At 67.1% G+C, this 24141-nt stretch carries 26 protein-coding genes; 10 read left to right on the forward strand and 16 right to left on the reverse strand.

What is annotated here, in order from left to right; all coding sequences use genetic code 11:
- Positions 1-25: 25 nt before the first annotated feature.
- From ACJMKX_RS02700 to gyrA, 12 genes are all read right to left on the reverse strand, one after another.
- The gene (locus ACJMKX_RS02700) at positions 26-568 is read right to left on the reverse strand and encodes a hypothetical protein (protein ID WP_405220702.1); all 543 of its coding nucleotides are present in this window, start codon (positions 566-568) and stop codon (positions 26-28) included.
- Positions 565-1437: a UTP--glucose-1-phosphate uridylyltransferase GalU gene (gene galU, locus ACJMKX_RS02705; RefSeq protein ID WP_405220704.1), complete on the reverse strand. Its 873-nt coding sequence runs from the start codon at positions 1435-1437 to the stop codon at positions 565-567. Before galU ends, ACJMKX_RS02700 begins: the two co-directional genes overlap by 4 nt.
- 106 nt (positions 1438-1543) lie before the next feature.
- A complete protein-coding gene (locus ACJMKX_RS02710; RefSeq protein WP_405220706.1) occupies positions 1544-1831 on the reverse strand; it encodes a ComEA family DNA-binding protein in 288 nt (95 codons plus the stop codon).
- A 115-nt stretch (positions 1832-1946) separates the two neighbouring features.
- On the reverse strand, positions 1947-3161 hold the full coding sequence (gene lapB / locus ACJMKX_RS02715) for a lipopolysaccharide assembly protein LapB (RefSeq protein WP_405220708.1): 1215 nt from the start codon (positions 3159-3161) through the stop codon (positions 1947-1949).
- Complete coding sequence (locus tag ACJMKX_RS02720; protein WP_405220709.1) at positions 3148-3447, reverse strand: lipopolysaccharide assembly protein LapA domain-containing protein; 300 nt, start codon at positions 3445-3447, stop codon at positions 3148-3150. The genes lapB and ACJMKX_RS02720 overlap by 14 nt, the downstream gene beginning before the upstream one ends.
- A gap of 93 nt (positions 3448-3540) precedes the next feature.
- Positions 3541-3873, reverse strand: a complete 333-nt coding sequence (locus ACJMKX_RS02725) for an integration host factor subunit beta (RefSeq protein WP_405220778.1) — start codon at positions 3871-3873, stop codon at positions 3541-3543.
- 68 nt (positions 3874-3941) lie between these two features.
- A complete protein-coding gene (rpsA, locus tag ACJMKX_RS02730) occupies positions 3942-5624 on the reverse strand; it encodes a 30S ribosomal protein S1 (RefSeq protein WP_405220711.1) in 1683 nt (560 codons plus the stop codon).
- A gap of 114 nt (positions 5625-5738) precedes the next feature.
- Entirely contained in the window at positions 5739-6428 is a 690-nt protein-coding gene (gene cmk / locus ACJMKX_RS02735; protein ID WP_405220713.1) for a (d)CMP kinase, read from the reverse strand.
- Positions 6425-7735: a 3-phosphoshikimate 1-carboxyvinyltransferase gene (gene aroA / locus ACJMKX_RS02740; RefSeq protein ID WP_405220714.1), complete on the reverse strand. Its 1311-nt coding sequence runs from the start codon at positions 7733-7735 to the stop codon at positions 6425-6427. Before aroA ends, cmk begins: the two co-directional genes overlap by 4 nt.
- The gene (pheA, locus tag ACJMKX_RS02745; RefSeq protein ID WP_405220716.1) at positions 7732-8832 is read right to left on the reverse strand and encodes a prephenate dehydratase; all 1101 of its coding nucleotides are present in this window, start codon (positions 8830-8832) and stop codon (positions 7732-7734) included. The genes aroA and pheA overlap by 4 nt, the downstream gene beginning before the upstream one ends.
- Before the next feature lie 56 nt (positions 8833-8888).
- Positions 8889-9989 (reverse strand): 3-phosphoserine/phosphohydroxythreonine transaminase, encoded by a 1101-nt coding sequence (gene serC, locus ACJMKX_RS02750; protein WP_405220780.1) that lies wholly within the window; start codon positions 9987-9989, stop codon positions 8889-8891.
- A gap of 46 nt (positions 9990-10035) precedes the next feature.
- Positions 10036-12591, reverse strand: a complete 2556-nt coding sequence (gene gyrA, locus ACJMKX_RS02755; protein ID WP_405220718.1) for a DNA gyrase subunit A — start codon at positions 12589-12591, stop codon at positions 10036-10038.
- Positions 12592-12900: 309 nt separating this feature from the next.
- Here gyrA and ACJMKX_RS02760 point away from each other — a divergent pair, with 309 nt between their 5' ends.
- The 6 genes from ACJMKX_RS02760 to ACJMKX_RS02785 are packed head-to-tail and all read left to right on the forward strand — an operon-like array spanning position 12901 to position 18598.
- A complete protein-coding gene (locus ACJMKX_RS02760; RefSeq protein WP_405220720.1) occupies positions 12901-14226 on the forward strand; it encodes a TRZ/ATZ family hydrolase in 1326 nt (441 codons plus the stop codon).
- The gene (ubiG, locus tag ACJMKX_RS02765; RefSeq protein WP_405220722.1) at positions 14219-14950 is read left to right on the forward strand and encodes a bifunctional 2-polyprenyl-6-hydroxyphenol methylase/3-demethylubiquinol 3-O-methyltransferase UbiG; all 732 of its coding nucleotides are present in this window, start codon (positions 14219-14221) and stop codon (positions 14948-14950) included. Before ACJMKX_RS02760 ends, ubiG begins: the two co-directional genes overlap by 8 nt.
- Complete coding sequence (gph, locus tag ACJMKX_RS02770) at positions 14947-15621, forward strand: phosphoglycolate phosphatase (RefSeq protein WP_405220724.1); 675 nt, start codon at positions 14947-14949, stop codon at positions 15619-15621. The genes ubiG and gph overlap by 4 nt, the downstream gene beginning before the upstream one ends.
- Positions 15618-17009, forward strand: a complete 1392-nt coding sequence (gene rmuC, locus ACJMKX_RS02775) for a DNA recombination protein RmuC (RefSeq protein ID WP_405220726.1) — start codon at positions 15618-15620, stop codon at positions 17007-17009. Before gph ends, rmuC begins: the two co-directional genes overlap by 4 nt.
- A 3-nt stretch (positions 17010-17012) precedes the next feature.
- The gene (locus tag ACJMKX_RS02780; protein WP_405220728.1) at positions 17013-17852 is read left to right on the forward strand and encodes a squalene/phytoene synthase family protein; all 840 of its coding nucleotides are present in this window, start codon (positions 17013-17015) and stop codon (positions 17850-17852) included.
- Positions 17849-18598 carry a YciK family oxidoreductase gene (locus ACJMKX_RS02785; RefSeq protein WP_405220729.1) on the forward strand — a complete coding sequence of 250 codons (750 nt, stop codon included), beginning with the start codon at positions 17849-17851 and terminating at the stop codon, positions 18596-18598. The genes ACJMKX_RS02780 and ACJMKX_RS02785 overlap by 4 nt, the downstream gene beginning before the upstream one ends.
- Here the strand turns inward: ACJMKX_RS02785 and rluB are convergent.
- From rluB to ACJMKX_RS02805, 4 genes are all read right to left on the reverse strand, one after another.
- On the reverse strand, positions 18570-19436 hold the full coding sequence (rluB, locus tag ACJMKX_RS02790; RefSeq protein WP_405220731.1) for a 23S rRNA pseudouridine(2605) synthase RluB: 867 nt from the start codon (positions 19434-19436) through the stop codon (positions 18570-18572). The two genes, ACJMKX_RS02785 and rluB, sit on opposite strands and share 29 nt — an antisense overlap.
- Positions 19437-19447: 11 nt before the next feature.
- Positions 19448-20263 carry an SMC-Scp complex subunit ScpB gene (scpB, locus tag ACJMKX_RS02795; RefSeq protein WP_405220733.1) on the reverse strand — a complete coding sequence of 272 codons (816 nt, stop codon included), beginning with the start codon at positions 20261-20263 and terminating at the stop codon, positions 19448-19450.
- Positions 20264-20284: 21 nt separating this feature from the next.
- Positions 20285-21112: a segregation and condensation protein A gene (locus ACJMKX_RS02800; protein WP_405220782.1), complete on the reverse strand. Its 828-nt coding sequence runs from the start codon at positions 21110-21112 to the stop codon at positions 20285-20287.
- A gap of 139 nt (positions 21113-21251) precedes the next feature.
- Positions 21252-21872 carry an L-threonylcarbamoyladenylate synthase gene (locus tag ACJMKX_RS02805; RefSeq protein ID WP_405220784.1) on the reverse strand — a complete coding sequence of 207 codons (621 nt, stop codon included), beginning with the start codon at positions 21870-21872 and terminating at the stop codon, positions 21252-21254.
- 125 nt (positions 21873-21997) lie between these two features.
- On the opposite strand from ACJMKX_RS02805, the gene ACJMKX_RS02810 reads away from it, so the two are divergent.
- Genes ACJMKX_RS02810 through ACJMKX_RS02825 form a run of 4 tightly spaced genes read left to right on the forward strand, consistent with a single transcriptional unit; the run spans position 21998 to position 23977 of the window.
- Positions 21998-22555: an inner membrane-spanning protein YciB gene (locus ACJMKX_RS02810; RefSeq protein ID WP_405220735.1), complete on the forward strand. Its 558-nt coding sequence runs from the start codon at positions 21998-22000 to the stop codon at positions 22553-22555.
- Positions 22556-22557: 2 nt separating this feature from the next.
- The gene (locus ACJMKX_RS02815; protein ID WP_405220736.1) at positions 22558-22857 is read left to right on the forward strand and encodes a YciI family protein; all 300 of its coding nucleotides are present in this window, start codon (positions 22558-22560) and stop codon (positions 22855-22857) included.
- Entirely contained in the window at positions 22854-23132 is a 279-nt protein-coding gene (locus tag ACJMKX_RS02820; RefSeq protein ID WP_405220738.1) for a BolA family protein, read from the forward strand. The genes ACJMKX_RS02815 and ACJMKX_RS02820 overlap by 4 nt, the downstream gene beginning before the upstream one ends.
- A gap of 35 nt (positions 23133-23167) precedes the next feature.
- On the forward strand, positions 23168-23977 hold the full coding sequence (locus ACJMKX_RS02825) for a peptidylprolyl isomerase (RefSeq protein ID WP_405220740.1): 810 nt from the start codon (positions 23168-23170) through the stop codon (positions 23975-23977).
- Positions 23978-24141 lie beyond the last annotated feature (164 nt).

Raw genomic sequence — 24141 nt, forward strand, 5'->3', positions numbered from 1 at the left:
AGAATTCGTCTCTAATTCATTGACTTTAATCAGGTTCTGATACGCTTTGTTCACGCTCCGCCAATACCCGTATCGGCGCTCCGTCTCCTTCGGGCCGCAACAGATAGCCGCCTTCGGCCTCCGGGTCCGGGATCACCTCTGCCGCGAAGGGCAATTCCCGCTCGCCATCCGGTTGATCGTCCCGCAGCCGCCAGTAGCGACCGTCGTCGCTGACGTAACGCCGCCAATCCCGGCCGCGACGATGCTCGTGGACGAACGCCACGATCCGGATATCCCGGAAGCGGGCCCGGTAGGCGTCGGACCTCCTGTCGCCAGACCTGTCGCCGCGTCCTTCCATGAGCGTCGAGTAGCGGCGGGAGCCCTCCTCCCCGGACGCCGCCGCGGACAGCTTCTCCGCCGCGAGACGGTCGAAACAGGCCAGCCGCTCGCCGTCGTCCTCCAGCGCCACGCACTGCCTGAGTTCGGCGGTGGACCAGGTCTGCGCCGACGCGATTGCCGGGCACAGCAAGAGCAGGACGCTCGCCGGCACCGACGCGAAGGCGAGGGGTACCAGCCGGCGCTCCATCATCCCGCGCGACTCCGCAGGTACTCCCGGAACGGCTCGCCCAGCGTCGGGTGCTTCAGGGCCAGCTCCACCGTCGCCTGCAGATAGCCGAGCTTGCTGCCGCAGTCGTAGCGCGTGCCTTCGAAGGTGTAGGCGTAGACCGGATGGCTATCCAGCATGGCGGCAATGGCATCGGTCAACTGGATCTCGCCGCCGGCGCCCCGCTCGGTCTTCTCCAGCTTGTCGAAGACCATCGGGTCCAGCAGGTAGCGACCCACCACGGCCAGCGTCGACGGTGCGTCCTCCGGCGCAGGTTTCTCCACCATCTGGCGGATTCGCTGGCGCCCCGGTGCATCCTCTTCCACCGCCACGATGCCGTAGCTGGAAGTCTTGTCCCTGGGGACTTCCTGAACCGCCAGAACACTGCCGTCGTGATCGGCATATTCGGCCGCCATCTGCTTCAGACAGGGCACCTCGGCGTCGATCAGATCGTCGGCCAGATGGACGAAGAACGGCTCGTTGCCGACCGCAGGCCGGGCGCAGAGCACGGCATGGCCAAGACCGAGGGGGATGCCCTGGCGGATGAACACGCAATCCACGCCTGCCGGCAGCGTGTTTCGCACCGAATCCAGCAAACGTTGCTTGCCGGATTCGGCGAGAGCGCGCTCCAGCTCCGGATCGACGTCGAAGTGGTCCTCGATCGCCCGCTTCGTGCTGCCCGTGACGAATACGAGCTTGGTCGCACCCGCCGCGATGGCCTCTTCCACCGCGTACTGGATCAGCGGCTTGTCGACGACCGGCAACATCTCCTTCGGACTGGCCTTGGTGGCGGGCAGGAAACGGGTGCCCCTGCCGGCGACGGGGAAAACGGCGGTCCTTACCGGTTTGCTCAATGTCGCGCTCCTCTTCTGGGTGACGCGACCAGTTTAGCGAGAGGACCCCGGGTTGGCCATGCGGTCCCCGCCCCGGGGCGGCGGGGACCGGGCGCGACCGGCCGGTCTACTCGGCGGATTTCTCCGCGGCAGCGAGACGGATGTTGTCCCGATTGGCGGCAAGGATGCGCTCTCCCACACCCTTCACCGCCAGCAGGTCGTCGACGCTGCGAAACGGACCGTTCGCCTGCCGATAGGCCACGATGGCGCGGGCGCGGGCAATGCCGATCCCGTCCAACTCGGCCGCGATGGTCTCGGCGTCCGCCGTATTGACGTTCACCGGGCCCGAGACGGCGGCCAGCGGCGCCAGCAGGCCCGCGAGCAACGCCGTGATCCATGGGGTTTTCCTGGTCATTTCACTGTTCCTCCGGTTACGGTTCCGCGGACGACGACTCTGCGCCCGCATACCGGAGGATCATGCCGGGGTGGCGCGGCGGCAGCCGGCCGTCATTCTCGCCGAAGCGTGGAGATTAGGCCGGCGAGCGCGCGATCTCGCCCTGGCGCAGCAGGGAATCGAAGCGGACCTTCTCGGCCGGTCTCTGGGTCTCCCAGGCCTTGCAGCTCGGACACTGCCAGAGCAACTGCATGCTGGAGAAACCGCATTCCTTGCAGCGATAGCGCGGGGAGCGCCGCGCGAGCAGGGCGAGGCCTTCGCGGATCCGCGCGAGGGCCTCCCGGCGCGGCTCGCTGCCCGCGGTCGCGAGTTCCTGGCCGGCCACAAAAGAGGCCAGCGTCGGCTCCGTGAGAATGTAGTGCTCGACGCAATCGTCGATGACCGGCCCACGCAGGTCGTGCAGGATCGCGCTGTAGGCGATGGCGGTCCGATAGTCTGCATCGCGCCGGATCAGCGCGTCGATCTCCTGCTGCAACTCGCCGACCCTGCCGGTGGCCGCCAGCAGATCCGCCATGCGTGGCAGGATCTCCACCAGGAAATCCGGGTGTTCCTCGAGAGTGCGGCGATAGAGGCGCAGCGCCGTACGGGCGTCCCCCTGCTCCCGCGCGATGCGGGCGCGGTCGAGGGCGCCGCGCACGGTGGGCCGGCGACGGCTGCGGGCCTTGCGCAGCAGGTTCCGGGCCCGCTGCCATTCCCCGCGCTCCATGGCCTGCTCGGCCAGCTCGCAATAGTAATGAGGTACCCGCCGGCTCATGGAACCACGACTGTCCTCGAGTCGCTCGCCGGTCTCGATCGCCTTCTCCCACTCGTGTTCCTGCTCGTAGATGCCGCAGAGCGCGAGCAGCGCGTCCTCCCGGTACACCGGCTTGTCCGTCAGCGTCTCGAACATCTTCTCGGCCCGATCCAGCAAGCCGGCCCGCAGGTAATCGCGAGCGAGCGCGTTCATCGCCTCGTCCCGTTGCTCCGTCGAGAGATCCGGCCGGGCGATGATGTTCTGGTGGATGCGGATCGCGCGGTCCACCTCGCCGCGCCGGCGGAACAGGCTGCCGAGAGCAAAGTGGGTCTCCAGGGTGTCGTCATCGACGCGGACGACCTTCAGGAACAGGTCGAGCGCCTGATCCGTCTGCTCGTTCAGCAGGAAATTGAGGCCCTTCAGGTAGTCGGTGCTGAGATTGCCGCCGTTCTCTTCCCGCTCACGGCTGCTCTCGCCGAACCGGCCGAACAGCCACCCGGCTGCCGCGATGAGCAGAAATAACCCGGCAAGCAGAAATGCCTGGTTACTCGGCAGCATCTTGCAGCGGCAGGCTGCGCAGCTTGCTCACCTCCTGCTCCGCGGCGGCCAGGTTCTTGCGCAGCCGCCGGCGCTCGGCCACCGATCTCAGGACGAAGAACCCGGCACAGAACAGGCCGAACAGCCAGCCCAGGGCGAAGGTGATGGTGAAAGCGACCGCGATCTGGGTCTGGACCGTCGTGAAAGCCAGATCGAGGCTGACTTCCTGGGTGTTCAGCCAGGTGAAGACGATGATCGCCACGAGCAGGGCGATGATGAGGACGATGGTCGCGATCTTGCGCAGCATACCGGCACCTGAATCAGCAGCGGGGCTCAGCGGAGCACCCCCTCATGAGTCTAGTGCAGATGGCTGCCGATTGGTAAGCCCGCCGCGCGCCGTTCAGTTCTTGATGGGGAGGTGTCGGCTCTCGTTGACCCGCTCGCGCAGGTCCTTGCCCGGCTTGAAATGGGGGACGTGCTTGCCGGAGAGTGCGACGGCCTCGCCGGTCTTCGGATTGCGCCCCATGCGCGGGGGACGGTAGTGCAGGGAGAAGCTGCCGAAGCCGCGGATCTCGATGCGATCGCCGCGGGCCAGCGCATCGCTCATGATCTCGAGCAGATGCTTGACCGCCAGCTCGACGTCTTTCGCGGGCAGATGCTTCTGCTTCCTGGCGATTATCTCGATCAGTTCAGACTTCGTCATAGGTGCGTTCGCTTTCTTCCGCCCGCGCAGCCGCGCGGCTCCCCGCTATCCGCAAGGCGCCCGGGCAGTGCTCCCGCCCGGGCGCCTCCGGTCCCCTGTCAGTCGGAATTGCCGGAGATCTGCTCCTTCAGCAGCTCGCCCAGCGTCGTGCCGGAAGCACTGCTGCCGGACTCCGACTTGTAGCTCGCGACGGCTTCCTGCTCCTCGTGGGCCTCCTTGGCCTTGATGGAGAGTTGCACGCTGCGGTTCTTGCGATCCACCGCCGTGAACTTGGCCTCCACCTCTTCGCCGGTCTTCAGCACGGTGCGGGCGTCTTCCACCCGTCCGCGCGCCAGCTCCGAGGCACGGAGATAGCCGGTAATGCCGCCGCCGAGATCGACCTCGGCACCGCGGGCATCCACTTCCGTGACCGTGCCCTTGACGATGCTGCCCTTCGGGTTCTGCGCCAGCCAGGACGAGAAAGGATCCTGGTCGAGCTGCTTGATGCCGAGGGAGATCCGCTCGCGCTCCGGGTCGATGGCGAGCACCATGGCTTCGACTTCCTGACCCTTTCGGTAATTGCGCACCATGTCCTCTCCGCCCTCGTCCCAGGAGATGTCGGACAGATGCACCAGCCCGTCGATGTCGCCTTCCAGGCCGATGAAAATGCCGAAGTCGGTGATGGACTTGATCTGGCCGCTGACCTTGTCGCCCCGGTTGTAGTTGGCGGCGAACTCGGCCCACGGATTCGGCTTGCACTGCTTGATGCCGAGCGAGATGCGGCGGCGGTCCTCGTCGATATCGAGCACCATCACCTCCACTTCGTCGCCGACCTGCACGACCCGCGAGGGATTGACGTTTTTGTTCGTCCAGTCCATCTCGGAGACGTGGACCAGGCCCTCGACGCCGTCCTCGATCTCCACAAAGCAGCCGTAGTCGGCAATATTCGTGACGCGGCCGAAGATGCGGGTGGTCGGCGGGTAGCGCCGGCTGATGTTCTGCCACGGATCGGCGCCCAGCTGCTTGATGCCGAGGGAGACGCGCTGACGCTCGCGGTCGAACTTCAGGATCTTCACCTCGATCTCGTCGCCGACGTTGACGATCTCGGAGGGATGCTTCACCCGCTTCCACGCCATGTCGGTGATGTGCAGCAGGCCGTCGATGCCGCCGAGATCCACGAAGGCACCGTAGTCGGTCAGGTTCTTCACGATACCCTTGACCACATGGCCTTCCTGCAGGCTCTCCAGCAGCGCCTCGCGCTCGGCGCTGTACTCTTCCTCGACCACCGCGCGGCGGGACACCACCACGTTGTTCCTGCGCTGGTCGAGTTTGATGACCTTGAATTCGAGTACCTTGCCCTCGAGGTAGGACGGGTCGCGCACCGGCCGCACGTCGACCAGCGAGCCGGGCAGGAACGCCCGCACGTTGTCGATCTCGACCGTGAAGCCGCCCTTGACGCGGCCGTTGATGACGCCGTTGACGATCTCGCCCTTCTCGAACGCCTCTTCCAGGTGCGTCCAGGTCCGGGCGCGGATGGCCTTCTCCCGGGACAGGCGCGTCTCGCCGAAACCGTCCTCGACGGCGTCCAGCGCCACCTCGACGGTGTCGCCGACCGCGACGTCGACTTCGCCGTTCTCGTTCTGGAACTGTTCGGCCGGGATGACCGCCTCGGATTTCAGGCCGGCGTTGACGATGACGACGTCTTCGTTAACGGAAACGACCTTGCCGTTCAGGATGGAGCCAGGTTTGATCTGTTGACTGGCGATGCTCTCTTCGAAGAGCTCAGCAAATGATTCAGACATTGATTTGGAAACCATGCCGCCCGCAGGCAGCCCTCGTTGAAATTACACGCCTGCCGCTTCCTGCGACCGACGGTCCACACAAAATAAAAGCCGGACTACCCTGTCCGACCTGCACTACCCTGCCTGCTCGTCGCCGAGCCTTTCCGCCGCCAGACCGAGCACTTTTTCCGTCACCTGCTCGATGCCCAGTGAGGTGGAATCGATCACGATGGCGTCCTCGGCCGGGACCAGCGGCGCCACCGATCGCTCGGTATCTCTGCGGTCACGCTCCGCGATATCGCGGGCAAGGCCGGCAAGCGTAACACCAATACCCTTGTCTTTCAACTGCTTATAGCGCCTCCGAGCCCTCTCCTCGGCGCTGGCCGTCAGGAAGATTTTCAGGGCGGCCGCGGGAAAGATCGCGGTGCCCATATCGCGCCCGTCGGCGACCAGGCCGGGGGGCTCGCGGAAATCCCGCTGCCGGGCCTTGAGCGCCTCGCGCACCTCGGCCACCGCGGCGATCCGCGAGGCCAGCCGGCCGCACTCCTCGGTGCGCAGCTCGCCCCCCACCTCGTCGCCGTCCAGCCACACCGTTTCGGCCCCGTCGGATGCGCCGAAAGACACCCGCATCTCCCGCGCGGCCCGCACCAGGCCGGCTACGTCGTCGACGTCGATACCCCGGCGTGCGGATGCCAGCGCGGTCAGACGGTAGAGCGCGCCGCTGTCCAGCAGGTGGAATCCCAACGCCGTGGCCACACGCCGCGCGATCGTCCCCTTGCCGGATCCGCTCGGGCCGTCGATGGCGATGACGGGCACCGTGTTCACGCCAGCGTCTCCAGCCCGAAGCCCGCCTGGCGGCAGGTCTCCGGGAAGCCGGGGAACGAGGTGGCAACGTTGGCGACATCGCCAATTTCGATGGGCTCCTCCGCCGCAACTCCTGCTATGGCGAAGGCCATGGCGATGCGATGATCACCATGGCTGTCGACCCGGCCGCCCGCGAGCCGTCCGACGCCGCGGATGCGCGCGGAGTCCACGGTCTCCTCCACTTCGACGCCGAGCCGCCGCAGGCCCTCGGCCATGGCGGCGATCCGGTCGCTCTCCTTCACCCGCAGCTCGCCGATGCCACGGAACAGCGTTTCGCCCTCGGCGCAGGCCGCCGCCACGAACAGCACCGGGAACTCGTCGATGGCCAGCGGCACGAACTCCGGGTCCACGTCGATACCCCGCAGCGCCGAGCGGCGCACCGTGATATCGGCCACGGGCTCGCCGCCGGCGAGCCGCTCGCCCGCGATCCCGATGTCCGCCCCCATCTCGCGGAGGATGCCGATCACCCCGGTGCGGGTCGGATTCACGCCCACGTTGCGGATGACCAGGCCATCCCGGGCCGCCAGTGCGCCGGCCACGAGAAAGAACGCGGCCGAGGAAAGATCGCCGGGCACGGGGATTTCTATGCCGCGCAGCGTGGATGGCCCCTCCAGCATGATCGTGTTACCGCTGCGATGCAGCTTCGCGCCCATGGCGGTGAGCATCCGCTCGGTATGGTCGCGGGTCACCTCCGGCTCCGTCACCCGGCTGGCGCCCCGGGCGTACAGGCCCGCCAGCAGAATCGCCGACTTCACCTGGGCGCTCGCCACGGGCAGCAGGTAATCGATGGCGTCCAGCGGCCGTCGGCCCCGGATCACCAGCGGTGGACGACCGGCTTCGCTGTCGATCTCCACGCCCATCAGGGTCAGCGGATCGATGACCCGGCCCATCGGCCGCTTCACGAGCGACGCATCGCCGGTTAGCACCGAGCGGAACGGCTGGCCGCCCAGCAGACCGCAGAACAGGCGCATCGCCGTGCCCGAATTGCCGAGATCGAGGGGCGCGGCCGGTGGGGTGAGGCCGTCGGCACCCACACCGCGCACCCGCAGGGCGCCGTCCGGCTCACGTTCCACCGCCACGCCCATGGCCTCGAGCGCCCCGAGCGTGGCGAGGCAGTCCTCGCCTTCCAGGAAGCCGGTGACCCTCGTGTCGCCCTCCGCGATGGCACCCAGCATCAGCGAGCGGTGGGAGATCGACTTGTCCCCCGGCACCCTGATCTCGCCCGCCGGCACTCCGCCGGGCACCGTGCGAAACGCCCCGACGCTCACAGCACCGCCTTCGGGTAGGCCCCCAGCACGCGGAACAGCGACGTGCCCTCCTCCAGTTCCGCCAGTGCATCCGCCAGCGGCGACTCGTCCGCATGGCCTTCCAGATCGATGAAGAACACGTAGTCCCATTTCTTGCGCCGGGACGGCCGCGATTCGATGCGGGTCATGCTGATGCCGTGCTTCGAGAACGGCGCGAGCAGGGTGTGCAGCACGCCGGCGCCCGCCGTATCGCTGGCCGACACCAGCACCGACGTCTTGTCGTCACCGCTCGGTGTGAGGAGATCCCGGCCGATCACCAGGAAGCGCGTGGTGTTGTCGGGCCGGTCCTCGATATCCGCCACCATCACGTCCAGGCCGTACACCTCGGCCGCGGCTTCGCCCGCGATGGCCGCCGTGCCCGCCTCGTCGCGGGCCCGGCGCGCGCCGGCCGCGTTGCTCGTGACCGGTATCAGTTCCGCCTGAGGCAGATACTCCCGCAGCCAGACCCGGCACTGTGCCAGTGACTGCTGGTGAGCACAGATGCGCTCCACCTTGTCCATCGACGGCAGGTTGCCGAGCAGATGCTGGCGGATGCGCAACTCGATCTCGCCGCAGATCTTCAACGGCGACATCAGGAACATGTCCAGCGTGTGGTTGACGGTGCCCTCGGTGGAGTTCTCGATGGGGACGACGCCGAAGTCGGCATGGCCGGCCTCGACCTCGTGGAAGACCTCCTCGATGGTGGCGAGTGGCAGCGCCCGCACCGAATGGCCGAAGTGCTTGCTGACCGCCGACTGGGTGAAGGTGCCCTCGGGGCCGAGAAAACCGATCTTCAGCGGCTCCTGCTGGGCGAGGCAGGCCGACATGATCTCCCGGAACAGCCGCACCATCTCCTCGTCGCTGAGCGGGCCCTCGTTGCGCGCGAGCACCGCGCGCAGCACTTCCGCCTCGCGCTCGGGCCGGAAATAGTCGATCGAGCGGGCGAGCTCTCCCTTGCTCTCGCCTACCAGTTTCGCCTGCTCGGCGCGGGCATTGATCAGGGCCTGGATCTGCTCGTCGATCTCGTCGATGCGTTGCCGGATCTCGGTGAGATCCGGCGCCGGTGTGCGCTCGTTCATCGGGGATTTCCTGTTCTCAGGCGGCAAGTCTAACGGCTGGCGCGGCAAGGGACACCTCAGGCGCGGGTCCGCTCGAACTCCGCCATGAAGGCCACCAGCGCATCGACCCCCGCCTGGGGCATGGCGTTGTAGAGACTCGCCCGCATGCCGCCGACCGAGCGATGGCCTTTCAGGTTGGCCAGCCCCGCGGCCTCGGCCTCGGCCAGGAACGTCGCATCGAGGGCCGGATCGGCCAGCGTGAACGGCACGTTCATGCGCGAGCGGGAGCCGGGATCCACCGGATTCGCGTAGAAATCCGAGCGATCGATGGCCTGGTAGAGAGTCTCCGCCTTGCGGGCGTTGGCGGCACCGATGGCCTCGAGCCCGCCCTGCTCCAGCAGCCAGTCGAAGACCAGATCCGCCATGTACCAAGCGAATGTGGGCGGCGTGTTGCTCATGGAGCCGGCCTCGGCGTGCACGGCATAACGGAGCATGCTCGGCACCTCGTCCCGGGCCGTCTCCAGCAGGTCGTCGCGGACGATGACCAGCGTCAGCCCGGCAGGGCCGATGTTCTTCTGCGCGCCGGCATAGATGAGGCCGAAGCGGCCGACGTCGAGCGGGCGGGAGAGGATACTGGAGGACATGTCCGCCACCAGCGGCACGTCGCCCGTGTCCGGTATCCAGTGGTATTCCACGCCGCCGATAGTCTCGTTGGGCGTGTAGTGGAGGTAGGCGGCGTCCCTGCGCGTCTCCCACTCGGCGGCGGCGGGCACGCGGGTATAGCCAGAGCCCTCCTCGTCTGCCGCGACATTCACGCCGCAGAACCGCCGCGCCTCGGCCACGGCCTTGCGGCCCCAGTTGCCGGTCACCACGTAGTCCGCCATGGCATCCGGCGTCGCGAGATTCAGGGGTGCCATCGCGAACTGCAGCGTGGCCCCTCCCTGCAGGAACAGCACGCGATAGTTCCCGGGGATGCCGAGCAGCCGGCGCAGCGCCGCCTCCGAGCGCTCCGCAACCTCCCGAAACGCGGCGCCGCGATGGCTGAGTTCCATCACGGACATCCCGGTGCCGGCGAAATCCGTCAGCTCCTCACGTGCACGTTCCAGCACCGCCAGTGGCAGCGCTGCGGGACCGGCACTGAAGTTATGGACGCGGGCCCCTGCGCTTACCGTCGCCATTGCCATTCAGCTTCTCCGGTACGGCGGCGCCGGTGCGGGCTGACCGTCACTCGTCCTCGTCCTCCGTGAGGGCCTCGATGCGCTCCAGGCCCACGAGAGCTTCGTCGTCGCCCAGGCGGATCAGACGCACGCCCTGTGTGTTGCGGCCGAGGATCGAGATATCGGCGACCGGCGTGCGCACCAGCGTACCGGCGTTGCTGATCAGCATGATCTCGTCGTCATCGGAGACCTGCAGCGCGCCCACCATGCGGCCGTTGCGCTCGGACGTCTGGATGGCGATGAGCCCCTGACCGCCGCGGCCCTGGACCGAGAACTCGTCCGCTTCGCTGCGCTTGCCGTAGCCGTGCTCCGTCGCGGTGAGGATAAGGCCCTCCGACAGGATGATGAGCGCGATCACCTCGTGGTCCTCCGCCAGGCGGATACCGCGCACGCCAGCCGCGCCGCGGCCCATCGCCCGCACGTCGGCCTCGCTGAAGCGAATGGCCTTGCCGCTGCTCGCGAACAGCATGATGTCGCTGTCGCCGTCGGTGAGGGCCACGTCCACCAGATGGTCGCTCTCGCGCAGGTCGATGGCGATGATGCCGTTGGAGCGAGGCCGCGAGAACGCATCCAGCGGCGTCTTCTTGACCGTGCCGTGGCTCGTGGCGAAGAAGACGAACTTGCCCGCCTCGAAGTCGCGCACCGGCAGCACCGCGTTGATGCGCTCTTCCGGCTCCAGCGGCAGCAGATTCACGATGGGCTTGCCCCGCGCGCCGCGGCCCGCCTGGGGCAGCTGATAGACCTTCAGCCAGTAGGCCTTGCCCCGGCTCGAGAAGCACAGCAGCGTGTCATGGGTGTTGGCGACGAACAGGTTGTCGATAAAGTCCTCGTCTTTCATCCGCGTGGCCGCCCGGCCCTTCCCGCCCCGGCGCTGCGCCTGGTACGAGTCCAGCGGCTGCGCCTTGGCATAGCCGCCGTGGGACAGTGTGACCACCACGTTCTCCTCGGGGATCAGGTCCTCGATGGTCAGGTCGGAGTGGTCCTCCATGATCTCGGTGCGCCGCTCGTCGCCGAACTGGTCGCGCACCGCCTGGAGTTCCTCGCGGATTACGGCGAGGAGCCGGTCGGGGTCGGCCAGAATAAGAGAATACTCTCTAATTTTATCGAGTATCTCTTTGTATTCATTGATTATCTTTTCTTGCTCAAGACCGGTCAAACGATGCAGCCGCAGATCCAGGATGGCCTGGGCCTGGGTCTCCGACAGGCGGTAAACGGGCTGCCCGTCCTCCTCGACGATGCCGAATACCCCGTGATCGGCATTCGGCCGGGTGTCGATATCGCCGGCCCGCTCCAGCATGCCGGTGACCGCACCGGGCGCCCAGCGACCCGCTACCAGCCCTGCCTTCGCCTCGGCCGGCGACGGCGAGGCCTTGATCAGCGCGATCACCTCGTCGATGTTCGCCAGCGCCACCGCCTGGCCTTCCAGGAGGTGGGCACGGTCGCGGGCCTTGCCCAGATCGTAGATCGTGCGCCGGGTGACCACCTCGCGGCGGTGGGCCACGAAAGCCTCCAGGATGCCCTTGAGCGTCATCAGCTTCGGCTGACCCTCGTGCAGGGCCACCATGTTGATGCCGAAGACGCTCTGCAGCGGCGTGTGCTTGTAGAGGTTGTTCAGGACCACCTCGTGCACCTCGCCCCGCTTGAGCTCGATCACGACGCGCATGCCGTCCTTGTCGGACTCGTCACGCAGCTCGCTGATGCCCTCCAGCTTCTTCTCGCGCACGAGCTCGGCGATCTTCTCGATCAGCCGGGCCTTGTTGACCTGGTACGGCAGCTCGGTGATCACGATGGCCTCGCGGCTGCCCTTGCCGATCTCCTCGACGTGGCTGCGGGCGCGGATATGCACGCGGCCGCGGCCCGTCTTGTAGGCGCTGTAGATGCCCTGGGCGCCGTTGATGATGCCGGCGGTCGGGAAGTCCGGTCCCGGCACGTGCTGCATCAGCCCGGCCACGTCGATGTCCGGATCGTCGATCACTGCCACGCAGGCATCGATGATCTCGGCCAGGTTGTGGGGCGGGATGTTGGTCGCCATGCCCACCGCGATGCCGGAGGAGCCGTTGACGAGCAGGTTCGGGATGCGCGTTGGCAGCACCGAGGGCTCGCTCTCGGAGCCGTCGTAGTTCTCGACGAAATCGACCGTCTGCTTGTCGATGTCGGCCAGCAGTTCGTGGGCGATGCGGGCCATGCGCACTTCGGTGTAACGCATGGCCGCCGGGGCGTCGCCGTCCACCGAGCCGAAGTTGCCCTGCCCGTCCACGAGCATGTAGCGCATCGAGAACGGCTGCGCCATGCGCACGATCGTGTCGTAGACGGCGCTGTCGCCATGGGGGTGGTACTTACCGATCACGTCACCGACGACGCGGGCCGACTTCTTGTACGCCTTGTTGTAGTCGTTGCCCAGTTCCCGCATCGCGTAGAGAACGCGCCGGTGCACCGGCTTCAGGCCGTCGCGCACGTCGGGCAGCGCCCGCCCCACGATCACGCTCATGGCGTAATCGAGATAGGACTGGCGCATCTCGTCTTCGAGATTTACCGAAAATATTTCCTGGGCGATGTCACTCATGGCTACTCACATAAAACCGGTCCACCGCCTTCCCCTTGCAGGGTGCCGGCGGACGATCCGTGCTGCAGGAATCAGGTCTCGGCCAGTGCGTGCGGCGGGAGCCGGTATAGCCTACTTCTGCGCATTTTTCTGGCTCCTGATCAGAGGAAAATTTTAGCATAAATCGGGACTTGTACGTAGCCGCCGGGGGCCCGCCGGCGCCGACCACGGCGGCCCGGCACGGAGCCTGCCGGGCGGCCCTGTATACTAGGCTGCCTGCCCTTTCCCGGGCATCCGTTCATTGCCTATAACATCAGTCAATTCAGAGACATGGAGCAATGCGACCTGATCATCTCGTGCCGCTGGGTGGCACCTGTGACGCCGGCGGACACGGTGCTGGAGCACCATGCCCTGGTCATCCGTGACGGCGTGATCGTCGCGCTGGAGCCCGCCGCGCGGGCGAGCGCCCGCTTCGCAGCCGCCGACGTCGTCCATCTCGACGATCATCTCCTGATCCCCGGGCTGGTGAACGCCCACACCCACGCCGCCATGTCGCTGTTCCGCGGGCTGGCGGACGACCTGCCGCTGGAGGTCTGGCTGCGCGAGCACATCTGGCCCGCCGAGGGTCGCTGGATCGACGCGGAATTCGTCCGTGACGGTACCCGGCTGGCCATCGCCGAGATGCTGCTGGGCGGCACCACCTGCTTCAACGACATGTATTTCTTCCCGGATATCGTCGCCGAGACCGTGGCCGCCGCGCAGATGCGCGCCTCGGTGGGCATGATCCTGGTGGACGCGCCGACGCCCTGGGCCAAGGATGCGGGCGAGTACCTCTCCAAGGGCATCGCCGTGCACGACCGCTACGCCTCCCATCCGCTGGTAAGCACCCATTTCGCGCCCCATGCGCCGTACTCCGTGAGCGAGGCCAGCCTGGGCAAGCTGCGGGCCCTGGCGGACCAGCTGGACGTGCCGGTACACATGCATGTCCACGAGACCGCGGCCGAGGTGGCCGCCGAAGAGGAGGCCAACGGCATCCGTCCGCTGGAGCGGCTCCGGCGCCTCGGCTTCGTGAACGGCTCGCTGCTGGCCGTGCACATGACCTGTCTCAACGACGAGGAGATTGCGCTCGCCGCCGGCGCAGGCGTCTCCGTGGCCCATTGCCCGGAGTCGAACCTGAAGCTCGCCAGCGGCATCGCCCCCGTCGCGCGCCTGCTCGAGGCCGGCATCAACGTGGCCCTCGGCACCGACGGCGCGGCCAGCAACAACGACCTGGACATGCTGGGCGAGATGCGCACCGCCGCCCTGCTGGGCAAGGCGGCCGCCGGCGACGCGAGCGCCCTCTCCGCCCATACCGTCCTGCGCATGGCCACCCTGAACGGAGCCGCGGCGCTGGGCCTTGCCGACAGCATCGGCAGCCTGGAACCGGGCAAGTGGGCGGACGTCTGTGCCGTCGACCTGTCGGCGCCGCGCACCCAGCCCGTCTACGAGCCGGTCTCCCAGCTCGTCTACGCGGCCGAGGCCTCGCAGGTCAGCGACGTCTGGGTGGCCGGAAGACAGCTGGTCAAGCGCGGGCGGCTCAGTCACCTGCGCCTGGACGATATCAGCGGCCGGGCCGCAGAATGGAGAGAGAAAATCTGGAACTACGACCATGAATGACCCGCAAGCGAAGACCGGCGGTAACGTCGACGAGGGCGAAATCCGCAAGTTCGAGGCCATGGCGGAGACCTGGTGGGACCCGGACGGGGACTTCGCCCCCATCCACCGGATGAACCCGCTGCGGCTCGGCTACATCGACGAGCGGGCGCCGTTGTCGGGCCGCCAGGTACTCGACATCGGCTGCGGCGGCGGGATTCTCAGCGAGGCGATGGCGGCGGCCGGCGCCGAGGTGACCGGCATCGACCTCGCCCCCGGCCCCCTCGCCGTGGCGCGCAGCCACGCCCGGGAATCCGGCGTGGACGTGGAGTACCTGGAGAGCGGCGCCGAGGACCTGGCGGCCGAACGCCCGGACGCCTACGACGTCGTCACCTGTCTGGAGATGCTCGAGCACGTGCCCGAACCCGGCAGCGTCATCGACGCATGCAGCCGCCTTGTTCGGCCGGGCGGCCACGTGTTCTTCTCCACCATCAACCGCACGGCGAAAGCGTTCGCGCTCGCCATTGTCGGCGCGGAGTACGTGCTTCGCCTCCTGCCGCGCGGCACCCACGAATACGAGAAGCTGATTCGCCCCTCGGAACTGGAGGCGTGGGCAAGGCTGGCGGACCTGCGCGTGGAGGAACTGACCGGCGTGCGCTACAACCCGCTGACGCGCCACTTCAGTCTCACGAACGACGTGGACGTCAACTACATCGCCCACTTCCGCAGGCGGGGCGCCGGCGGATGACGGAGCCGAGGCCTTTCGCCGGCTGGCTGTTCGACCTGGACGGTACGCTCATCGACACCGCGCCGGACATGACCGACACCCTGGCGGAGCTGTGCCGGGCGTACGGCACGCACCCGCCCGAATACCGCCTCGCGCGGGCGAATATCACCAACGGGGCTGCCGGCCTGATCCGCCTCGCCTTCCCGGATCGGGACGAAGAGACGCGCCGCGCCCTGTATGAGGAATACCTGCAACGCTACGCCGATCGCATCCACCGCAGCTCGCGACTGTTCGAGGGCATGGAAGAAGTCCTCGCGGCCATCGAGGCCGTCGGCCTGCCCTGGGGCATTGTGACCAACAAGCCGCAGGGCCTCACCGACGCGCTGCTACAGGGGCTCGGACTCAGCACCCGGTCCCGGGTCACGGTCGGCGGCGACGCACTGGCGCAACGCAAGCCGCATCCGGCGCCGCTCCTGCACGCGGCACGCGCGCTCGCCGTGGATGCGGGGGAGTGTGTCTACGTGGGCGACAACCTGCGCGACGTGGAGGCCGGACGCGCGGCCGGCATGCGCACGATCGCTGCGGCGTACGGCTATCTGCTGCCGGAGGACGATGCCCGGGGCTGGCAGGCCGACCTCGTCATCGAGCATCCCGTGGCCCTGCTGCCGATCCTGGAGGAAGCGCGCGGGTGAGTGACTGGCTGCAGATACCGGTTCCCGCGTGGATGGCCGGCATCGCTTCTGCAGTATCGCTGGCCCTGGGGCTGCTCCTGCTCTGGCTGTTCGTCCGCGGGCGCATCGCCCGGCTGGCCGCCGAGCGCGACGACGCCGAGCGCCGGGTGAAGGATCAGGAAGCGCTGCGGGCGGAACGGGAAGCGGCCTTCGACCTCGCCGCCAGCCGTCTCCAGCAGTCCTTCGGCGACGTGGCCCATCGCAGCCTAAGGGTCAACAGCGAGGCTTTCCTTCGTCTGGCGAAGCAGAACCTCGGCGCCCAGCAGCAGCAGGCCACGCACGCGCTGTCGGAGCGCGAGAAGGCGGTCGAGAATCTGGTGAAACCCATCCGCGAAGCGCTGGATAAGACCGAACGCCAGATCGGCGAACTCGAGAAGGCCCGCTCGGAGGCCTACGGCAGCATCACCGCTCAGCTCGAAGCCATGCAGGCCAGCCAGCAGGCCCTGCAGGCCGAGACCAGCAATCTGGTGAAGGCCCTGCGCCGACCGGAGGTGCGAGGCCAGTGGGGCGAGATCACGCTGCGCCGCCTCGTCGAGCTGGCCGGCATGGTCGAGCACTGTGATTTCGTCGAGCAGGAGACGGGCGGCGGCGCCGGCGAGCGCATACGTCCCGATATGATCATCCGCATGCCGGACGAGCGGGAGCTCGTGGTGGACGTGAAGACGCCTCTGGATGCCTACCTGGAGGCGGTGGAAGCCACTGATGACCAGCTCCGCACGGCTGCCCTCGCCCGCCATGAGCGCAAGGTCCGGGAGCGCATCCGCGAGCTGGCGAGCAAGCACTACTGGTCCCAGTTTCCACGCAGCCCGGAGTTCGTGATCCTGTTCATCCCGGGCGATCAGTTCCTCTCGGCGGCGATGAACCAGAATCCGGACCTGTTGGACGAGGCCCTGCGACAGAAGATCATCCTCGCCACGCCCACCAGCTTCGTCGCGCTGCTGAAGGCCGTCGCCTACGGCTGGCGCCAGCTGGCGCTGGCCGAGAACGCGGAGGAGATCCGCGGACTGGCCGTCGAGCTCTACGATCGGCTGGCCACTTTCGGCAGCCACCTGAACCGGGTCGGGCGCCAGCTCTCCGGCAGCGTCAACGCGTTCAACGCGGCCGTCGGCTCGCTGGAACGCAGCGTGCTCCCCGGCGCCCGCAAGTTCCGGGAGCTCGGCGTACAGACCCGCAAAACCCTCGATTCGCTCGAGCCGGTCGAAGAGATCACGCGGGTGGCCGGGTCGGCGCCGGAGACCGAGCCACCCGCCGGACCGGATCCTGAGCCGACCTCCGATTCGGGCGCCGGATCGACCGGCGACGGCGGCGACGGCGCGGCAGACCCCACAGACGGCCCAACGCGCCCCTGACCCGTGACCGACACCGCCGAGAACTGGACGAGGCTCCCGGTCGGTTCCGACGAGGAACTGATCGGCAATTTCCTGCGTGGCGACTCCGAGCGCCGGTTCCGGCTGCTGTGCGCGCTACGCGATACGATCCTCGCCACCACGGCGCGAAGCCGGGATCCGGCGATCGGCGCCGTCAAGCTGGACTGGTGGCGACAGGAGCTCGCCCGCCTGGCTACCGGCGAGCCGCGTCATCCCCTGACCCGCGGGCTGGCGGAGGTGCTGCCGGCGGCCTCGCCCTTCGTCCCCTGGCTGGAAGAGCTCGTCATCTGCGCAGAGTCCCTGGGGCGCGGCGAGACGCCGGAGACCGCCGACCAGCTGCGCCTGTATTGCTTTCGTCGGGAAGGCGCCGCGCTGACGCTCGCCGCGGCGCCGCGCGGCGACGATCCCGCTGAACAGTCCCGCTGCACGGCCGCGCGGCATGCCGGCATCGCCTGGGGCATGGCGAAGACCACGGCCGCGCTGGCGCGCGGACAGCAGCTCTTCCTGCTGCCCCGGGATATGGCCGCCGATGCCGGACTGGACGAGGTGCCGCCCGGCAAGTGGCCAGAGCAGGACCGATTCCGGCGCGTACTGGAAGGACTCGCGGACGCGGGACTCGAGGAACTGGCACGGGCCGGCCCCGTAATCCGCAGCGCCAGCGCCGTCACCTCCATGGTCGCCGCCGTCAGCGAGGCCCACCTGAGCGCGCGGCGCCGCGCCGGGACCCGCGGGCCGGCCCATCCGTTACAATTGCTGTGGCACGCATGGCGCGCCGCCCGGGGCCAGGCGCGCGCCCCCACGACCCGAGATCAGGAGCAGCCGTGACCTTCGATCCCCGCACCTACACTCCCGGCGAGAACCTGCTGGCCGAGCGTATCATCCTCGTCACGGGCGCCGGCGACGGCATCGGGCGTGCCGCGGCGAAGCGCTTCGCCGAACTGGGAGCGCGCGTGATCCTGCTCGGCCGCACCGTGAGCAAGCTGGAGTCCGTCTACGACGAGATCATCGACGCCGGGCACCTGCGCCCCTCCATCGCGCCCATGGACTTCGAGAAGGCCGACGGCGAAACCTACACGAGCCTGGCGGACAGCATCGCGGACGAGTTCGGCCGGCTGGACGGCCTGCTGCACAACGCCGGCATCCTTGGAGAACTCGCCCCCATCGAGCACTACGACGTCACCCTGTGGCAGCGCGTTATCCACGTCAATCTGACGGCGGAGTTCGTCCTGACCAAGGTCTGCCTGCCGCTGCTGCGAAAATCCGAGGACGGCTCCATCGTCTTCACCTCCAGTGGCGTGGGCCGGCAGGGCCGGGCCTACTGGGGCGCCTATGCCGTCTCCAAATTCGGTGTGGAATGCCTCTCTCAGGTGCTCGCGCAGGAAACCGAGAAGGCGGGCATCCGGGTCAATTGCGTGAACCCCGGCGCCACCCGCACCGACATGCGCCTGAAAGCCTATCCGGCGGAGGACAGGGACAAGCTGGCCACGCCGGAGGATGTGCTGACACCCCACATCTACCTGCTCGGCCCCGATAGCCGGGGCGTCACCGGCGAGTCTTTCGACGCCCAGTAGACTTGCCCGCCACGCGACCGATCTGCCGCTCCGTCTTCGGCCCGGTCGTTCGACGGCGCCGTTTCGGATCCGGCCCGACATCGTCCGGATCCTCGACTGCGGCCTCCAGGCCTGCCGCCGCATACAGTGCTGCCGCCTCGGCCGCCGTCAGGGGACGGTGCTGTCCCCGGCGCAGCGCCCGCGGGAGACGTATCGGACCGTAACCGATGCGGATGAGGCGGCTCACTTCGACACCCACCGCTTCCCAGAGCCGCCGCACCTCCCGGTTGCGGCCCTCCCGCAGCGTGACCTCGTACCAGTGATTGACACCTTCGCCGCCTTTCTCCGTGAGACTGCCGAAGGCGGCTACGCCGTCCTCGAGCTCGATGCCGTTGGTCAGTCGTGCCAGCTCCTCCGCCGCAGGGGTGCCCCGCACGCGCACCGCATAGCGCCGCTCGATGCTGCTGGACGGATGCATGAGCGCATTGGCCAGCGCGCCGTCGGTGGTGAAGATCAGCAGACCACTCGTGGCCACATCCAGACGGCCGACGCTCACCCAGCGCCCCCGATGCAGCCGCGGCAGCGCATCGAAAACGGTGACATGCCCGGACTCGCTACTCCGCGAGCAGACCTCGCCCTGAGGCTTGTGATAGATCAGGTGCCGATGGGAACCGGCTTCGGGCCGGCGGACCGCAATGGGGCGGCCGTCGAGGGTGATCCGTTCGTCGCCGGTGACCGTATCGCCGAGTACCGCCGTGCGGCCGTCGATTGCCAGCCGCCCGTCACTGATCCAGCGCTCGATCGCGCGGCGCGAACCGTGGCCGGCTGCCGCCAGCACCTTCTGCAAGCGCTCAGCCATGACGGTGCGTATCAGCTCGAGGGCGGCGCGCCCGCGCTGGCGCGTTCTTCCTCCCCGGCCTCCTCGCTCTCCTCGCCGGCCTCGGCCTGTGCGACCTTGTCCGCGTCGGCGAATTCATCCGTGTCCTCGTAAGCGCTCTCGCCGTCGCTGATCCCCGCGTCGTCGGCGGCGTCCTCTGCTTCATCGCCATCCGCCACGTCCGGGCCTCCGTCGCCGTCCCCGGCCCGCAGGGCAGTGACGTTGGCCACCATCGCATCGCGCTCGTCGCCGGTTGCGAATTCCAGCTGTGCGTTCAGGCCCTCGATATCCTGCAGTTCGGCCAGCGGAGGCAGATCGTCCAGCCGCTTCAGACCGAAGTAGTCCAGGAAGACCTTCGTCGTGCCGAACATCTCGGGTTTGCCCGGCACGTCGCGATGGCCGAGTACCCGGATCCACTCCCGGTCCAGCAGCGTACGGATGATATTGGGGCTGACGGTGACGCCACGCACATCCTCGATCTCACCACGGGTGATGGGCTGGCGGTAGGCGATCAGTGCCAGCGTCTCGAACAGCGCCCGGGAATAGCGCGGCGGGCGCTCCTCCCACAGTGGCTGCAGCATCGCCGTGATCGACGGGCGCACCTGCACACGGAAACCCGATGCCACCTCGGCCAGCATGATGCCCCGGTCCTCGTAGTCGGCCTCCAGTTCGTCGAGAGCCGCACGGATATCCTTGCGTTCCGGACGTGAACTCTCGTCGAACAGCGACATCATCTGCTCGATCGACAGGGGCTCTGCCGAGGCAAGCAGCGCCGCCTCGAGAATATATTTGATACTCGTCTCATCCATAGGTCACTTTAGCGGGAACGCTCAGGACGTGGCGCTCTCGTCCGACGCCCTCGCGTCCCCTTCATCATTCACAACGCGCACATTCGAGGCCGCCCGCACGTGCAGGGGGGCGAAGTCCTCGGACTGCACCACCTCGATGAGCGACTCACGTAGCAGCTCCAGCACAGCGATGAATGTCACCGCCACGCCCATGCGGCCCTCCTCCACATCGAACAACTTGTCGAACTGGGTGAACTGCACGCCCCGGATCCGGGTGAGGATTTCCGACATGCGTTGCCGGACCGACAGCGGTTCGCGCTGCACATGGAGGTTGGTGAACATCTCGGCGCGGGCCAGCACGTCCCGGAGGGCCACCATCAGCTCCTTGAGCGTCACGTCCGGCAGCTTGGTAACCACCTGGCGTTCGGGCGCCTCGGCCTGCACCACGTGGACGTCACGCTCCAGGCGCGGCAGCTCCTCGAGATTCTCAGCCGCCTTCTTGAAGCGCTCGTATTCCTGCAGCCTGCGGACCAGTTCCGCCCGCGGGTCGTGTTCCTCGTCCTCCTCGACCACCGGCCGCGGCAACAGCATCCTGGACTTGATCTCCGCCAGCATCGCCGCCATCACCAGATACTCACCGGCCAGCTCCAGCTGGAGCTCCTTCATCAGTTCGATGTACTCGATGTACTGCCGGGTAATCTCGGCGATGGGGATGTCCAGAATGTCCAGATTCTGGCGCCGGATCAGATAGAGCAGCAGATCCAGCGGTCCCTCGAACGCCTCCAGGAACACCTGCAGCGCATAGGGCGGGATATACAGATCCTGAGGCAGCTCGGTGACCGGTTCGCCGTCCACGATGGCAAACGGCATCTCGGCCTGGGAAGGCCGCAGATCCTCGGGCACCGCCTTGGGCGCCCCCTGGTCGCTTACCACCCGGAGGACCGGTTGCTTTTTCTCTGATTCGGACACAGGGTGATTCTAACGTAATCCCGGCGGGGCCGCGGCCCCCTCATTCGAAGGCGCTGACGTCGCCGATCCCGCGCCGCAAGATATGCACCGTGCCCTCCGTGAGATCCAGCACGCTGGATGGCTCCATCCCGCCGGGCCCGCCGTCGACCACCGCGTCCACCTGATTACCCAGCCGACCGGCGATCTCGACCGGGTCGGTCATGGGCACGTCGTCGCCGGGCAGCAGCAGCGTGGAACTCATCATCGGCTCGCCCAGCGCCTCGAGCAGCGCCTGGCTGATCGGGTGGTCGGGTACGCGGATGCCGATGGTCTTCTTGCGGGGATTCTTCAGCCGGTTGGGCACTTCCCGGGTGGCCTTCAGGATGAACGTATAGGGTCCCGGCGTGAAATGCTTCAACAGCCGGTACGCCCAGTTGTCCACCCGGGCATAGGTGGCGATCTCCGACAGGTCGCGCACCACCAGCGAAAAATCGTGGAGTTTGTCCGCCTGGCGCAGCAGCCTGATGCGGTCCAGCGCCTTCTTGTTGCCGATCTCGCAGCCGAAGGCATAGCTCGAGTCGGTGGGGTATACCAACAGGCCGCCGGCGCGGATTATGTCGACCGCCTGGTCGACATAGCGCTTCTGCGGGTTGTCCGGGTGTATGGTGATGATCTGCGACACGCCCGGCATTCTACCGTCACGCAGACACAAATCCGACTGTCGTGAACCGCTGCGTTGGGGCTGCGCCGGCGTGTGCGCTATCATTCGCGGATCACGGTACTCACCGCAAAACAGACTCCCAGCGCATGCAACTGATACTAGACTATCTGCCGGTGGTCGCATTCTTCGTGGCCTACAAACAGGCCGACATCTACACCGCGACCATCGTCCTCATGGCCACCATGCCGCTGGTGCCGCTGGCCCACTGGATATTCACCCGGCAGGTCGGACGCATCTACCTGATCTCGACCGCGCTGGTGCTGGTACTCGGCGCCGTGACACTGGCACTGCGCAACAGCCTGTTCCTGATCTGGAAGCCCACTCTCCTGAACTGGGCCATGGCCGCGGTGTGCCTCGGCAGCCTCTACATCGGCGAGAAACCCCTGATCCAGCGGCTGCTGCAATCCGCCGTGGAACTTTCCGCAGCCCAGTGGCGTCAACTGACCGTGATCTGGGGCATATTCTTCGCCGTGGCGGGCGCGGCCAACATCTTCGTCGCCTACCGTTTCGGCGAGAGCGCCTGGGTCAGCTTCAAACTCTTCGGGCTGCTGGGTATGACCCTCGCCTTCATGGTGATCCAGGGCGTCTGGCTGGCCGTCATGGTCTCCAGGAACGAGCGCAAATCAACCAGCGGAGCCGAATAACGATGTGGTATGCCATCATCAGTGAAGACGTACCGAACAGCGGGCCTCTGCGCTCCGGCGCGAGGGCCAGACACCTCGAGCGGCTGCGCACGCTGCGCGACGAAGGCCGCCTCCTGGTCGCCGGACCGCACCCCGCCATCGATAACGAGGATCCGGCCGAAGCCGGTTTTACGGGTAGTCTCGTCATCGCCGAATTCGCCTCGCTGGAGGATGCCAGGGCCTGGGCCGACGATGACCCGTACGTGGAAGCCGGCGTGTACCAGCGAGTGGTCGTGAAACCGTTCAACAAGGTCCTGCCGTGACGGAGCGTCAGGCGGCGCTCGAGAAACGGCTTCGGGACGCGTTGCAACCCGAGGACCTCCTGATCAGGGATCAAAGCCATCTGCATGCCGGTCACGCCGGCGCGCAGGATGGCCGCAGCCACTTCGCCGTGCGGCTGACCGCCAGCGCTTTCGAAGGACTCTCACGCATCCAGCGGCACCGACTCGTCTACGATGCCGCCGGGGACATGATGGACACCGACATTCACGCGCTCAGTATTTCCGCCCTCGCCCCCGGTGAAGCCCGGAGGGATTAAGGGCAAGATTCGACCACGGAAACAGAGGACCAATTATGACGACTACGTATCTGCGCCAGCTAGGCGCCGGCAAGGCCCTCGTGCTTGCCACTGCAGTGCTGCTGAGCACGGCAGCCTGCGCACAGTCCGACACCGGGGCGGTGGCGGACCCCGAGGTGGAGGCCAAGGTGCTCGAACTCTACATGCAAAATCGCATGCGGGGCGCACAGGGCGACGCCACCGCCGAGCAGCGCGAGCAGTTCCGCGAGGAAGTCGCCGACCTCTACCTGCTTGCCGAAGAGGCCGAAGCGGCCGGGCTTGACGACGACCCCGAAGTCGCGGCTCAGATAAAGCTCCAGCGCATGTCCACCCTTGCTTCGGCCCTGGCCGGAAACTACCTGGAAGAGAACCCGCCCACCGAGACGGAGCTCCGCGCCGAATACAGCGCCCAGGTGGCCGGATACCAGCCCCAGCAATACAAGGCGCGTCACATCCTCCTGGAGACGGAGGACGAGGCCAAGGCAGTGATCACCCAGCTTGACGAAGGCGGTGACTTCGCCGAACTGGCCAAGGAGAAATCGACCGGCCCGTCCGGCCCCAACGGCGGCGATCTCGGCTGGTTCCCGCCGGACTCGATGGTCAAGCCGTTCTCTGACGCAGTCGTGGCACTCGAAGACGGCAGCTATACCAGCGAGCCGGTTCAGACTCAGTTCGGTTGGCACGTGATCCTGCGCGAGGACTCGCGGGAAACGGAGGCCCCTTCCTTCGAAGAGGTGAAGGACAGGCTGAGGCCGGTAGTCGAGCAGAAGAAGCTGCAGGAATACCTGGATGGCCTGAGATCGGGCAACGATGGCTCGGCCGACTGACGCCTTCGGACAAGCCAGAAAAAAGGGCGCCAATGCAGGGTGTGTCAAAACCCCTGACAAAGAGGCGCAGGCGATAGAAAATACCCGTCACGCAAGTGGCGGGTATTTTTTTATGAGCTACGTACGGGGCGAGTCGCGCACGCAGGGGACGCTTTTCCCGACCT

It is taken from the genome of Lentisalinibacter sediminis (assembly GCF_040706615.1).
Classification (GTDB): domain Bacteria; phylum Pseudomonadota; class Gammaproteobacteria; order Steroidobacterales; family Woeseiaceae; genus Lentisalinibacter; species Lentisalinibacter sediminis.

Coding starts and splice junctions, on each gene's coding strand:
- ACJMKX_RS02760 (WP_405220720.1), top strand. CDS start 12,901: ATGGAGCAATGCGACCTGATCATCTCGTGCCGCTGGGTGGCACCTGTG.
- ACJMKX_RS02815 (WP_405220736.1), top strand. CDS start 22,558: ATGTGGTATGCCATCATCAGTGAAGACGTACCGAACAGCGGGCCTCTG.
- rpsA (WP_405220711.1), bottom strand. CDS start 5,624: ATGTCTGAATCATTTGCTGAGCTCTTCGAAGAGAGCATCGCCAGTCAA.
- gyrA (WP_405220718.1), bottom strand. CDS start 12,591: ATGAGTGACATCGCCCAGGAAATATTTTCGGTAAATCTCGAAGACGAG.
- ACJMKX_RS02710 (WP_405220706.1), bottom strand. CDS start 1,831: ATGACCAGGAAAACCCCATGGATCACGGCGTTGCTCGCGGGCCTGCTG.
- gph (WP_405220724.1), top strand. CDS start 14,947: ATGACGGAGCCGAGGCCTTTCGCCGGCTGGCTGTTCGACCTGGACGGT.
- lapB (WP_405220708.1), bottom strand. CDS start 3,161: ATGCTGCCGAGTAACCAGGCATTTCTGCTTGCCGGGTTATTTCTGCTC.
- ACJMKX_RS02825 (WP_405220740.1), top strand. CDS start 23,168: ATGACGACTACGTATCTGCGCCAGCTAGGCGCCGGCAAGGCCCTCGTG.
- ACJMKX_RS02800 (WP_405220782.1), bottom strand. CDS start 21,112: ATGCCGTTTGCCATCGTGGACGGCGAACCGGTCACCGAGCTGCCTCAG.
- ACJMKX_RS02720 (WP_405220709.1), bottom strand. CDS start 3,447: ATGCTGCGCAAGATCGCGACCATCGTCCTCATCATCGCCCTGCTCGTG.
- ACJMKX_RS02700 (WP_405220702.1), bottom strand. CDS start 568: ATGATGGAGCGCCGGCTGGTACCCCTCGCCTTCGCGTCGGTGCCGGCG.
- ubiG (WP_405220722.1), top strand. CDS start 14,219: ATGAATGACCCGCAAGCGAAGACCGGCGGTAACGTCGACGAGGGCGAA.
- scpB (WP_405220733.1), bottom strand. CDS start 20,263: ATGGATGAGACGAGTATCAAATATATTCTCGAGGCGGCGCTGCTTGCC.
- pheA (WP_405220716.1), bottom strand. CDS start 8,832: ATGAACGAGCGCACACCGGCGCCGGATCTCACCGAGATCCGGCAACGC.
- ACJMKX_RS02810 (WP_405220735.1), top strand. CDS start 21,998: ATGCAACTGATACTAGACTATCTGCCGGTGGTCGCATTCTTCGTGGCC.
- rluB (WP_405220731.1), bottom strand. CDS start 19,436: ATGGCTGAGCGCTTGCAGAAGGTGCTGGCGGCAGCCGGCCACGGTTCG.
- serC (WP_405220780.1), bottom strand. CDS start 9,989: ATGGCGACGGTAAGCGCAGGGGCCCGCGTCCATAACTTCAGTGCCGGT.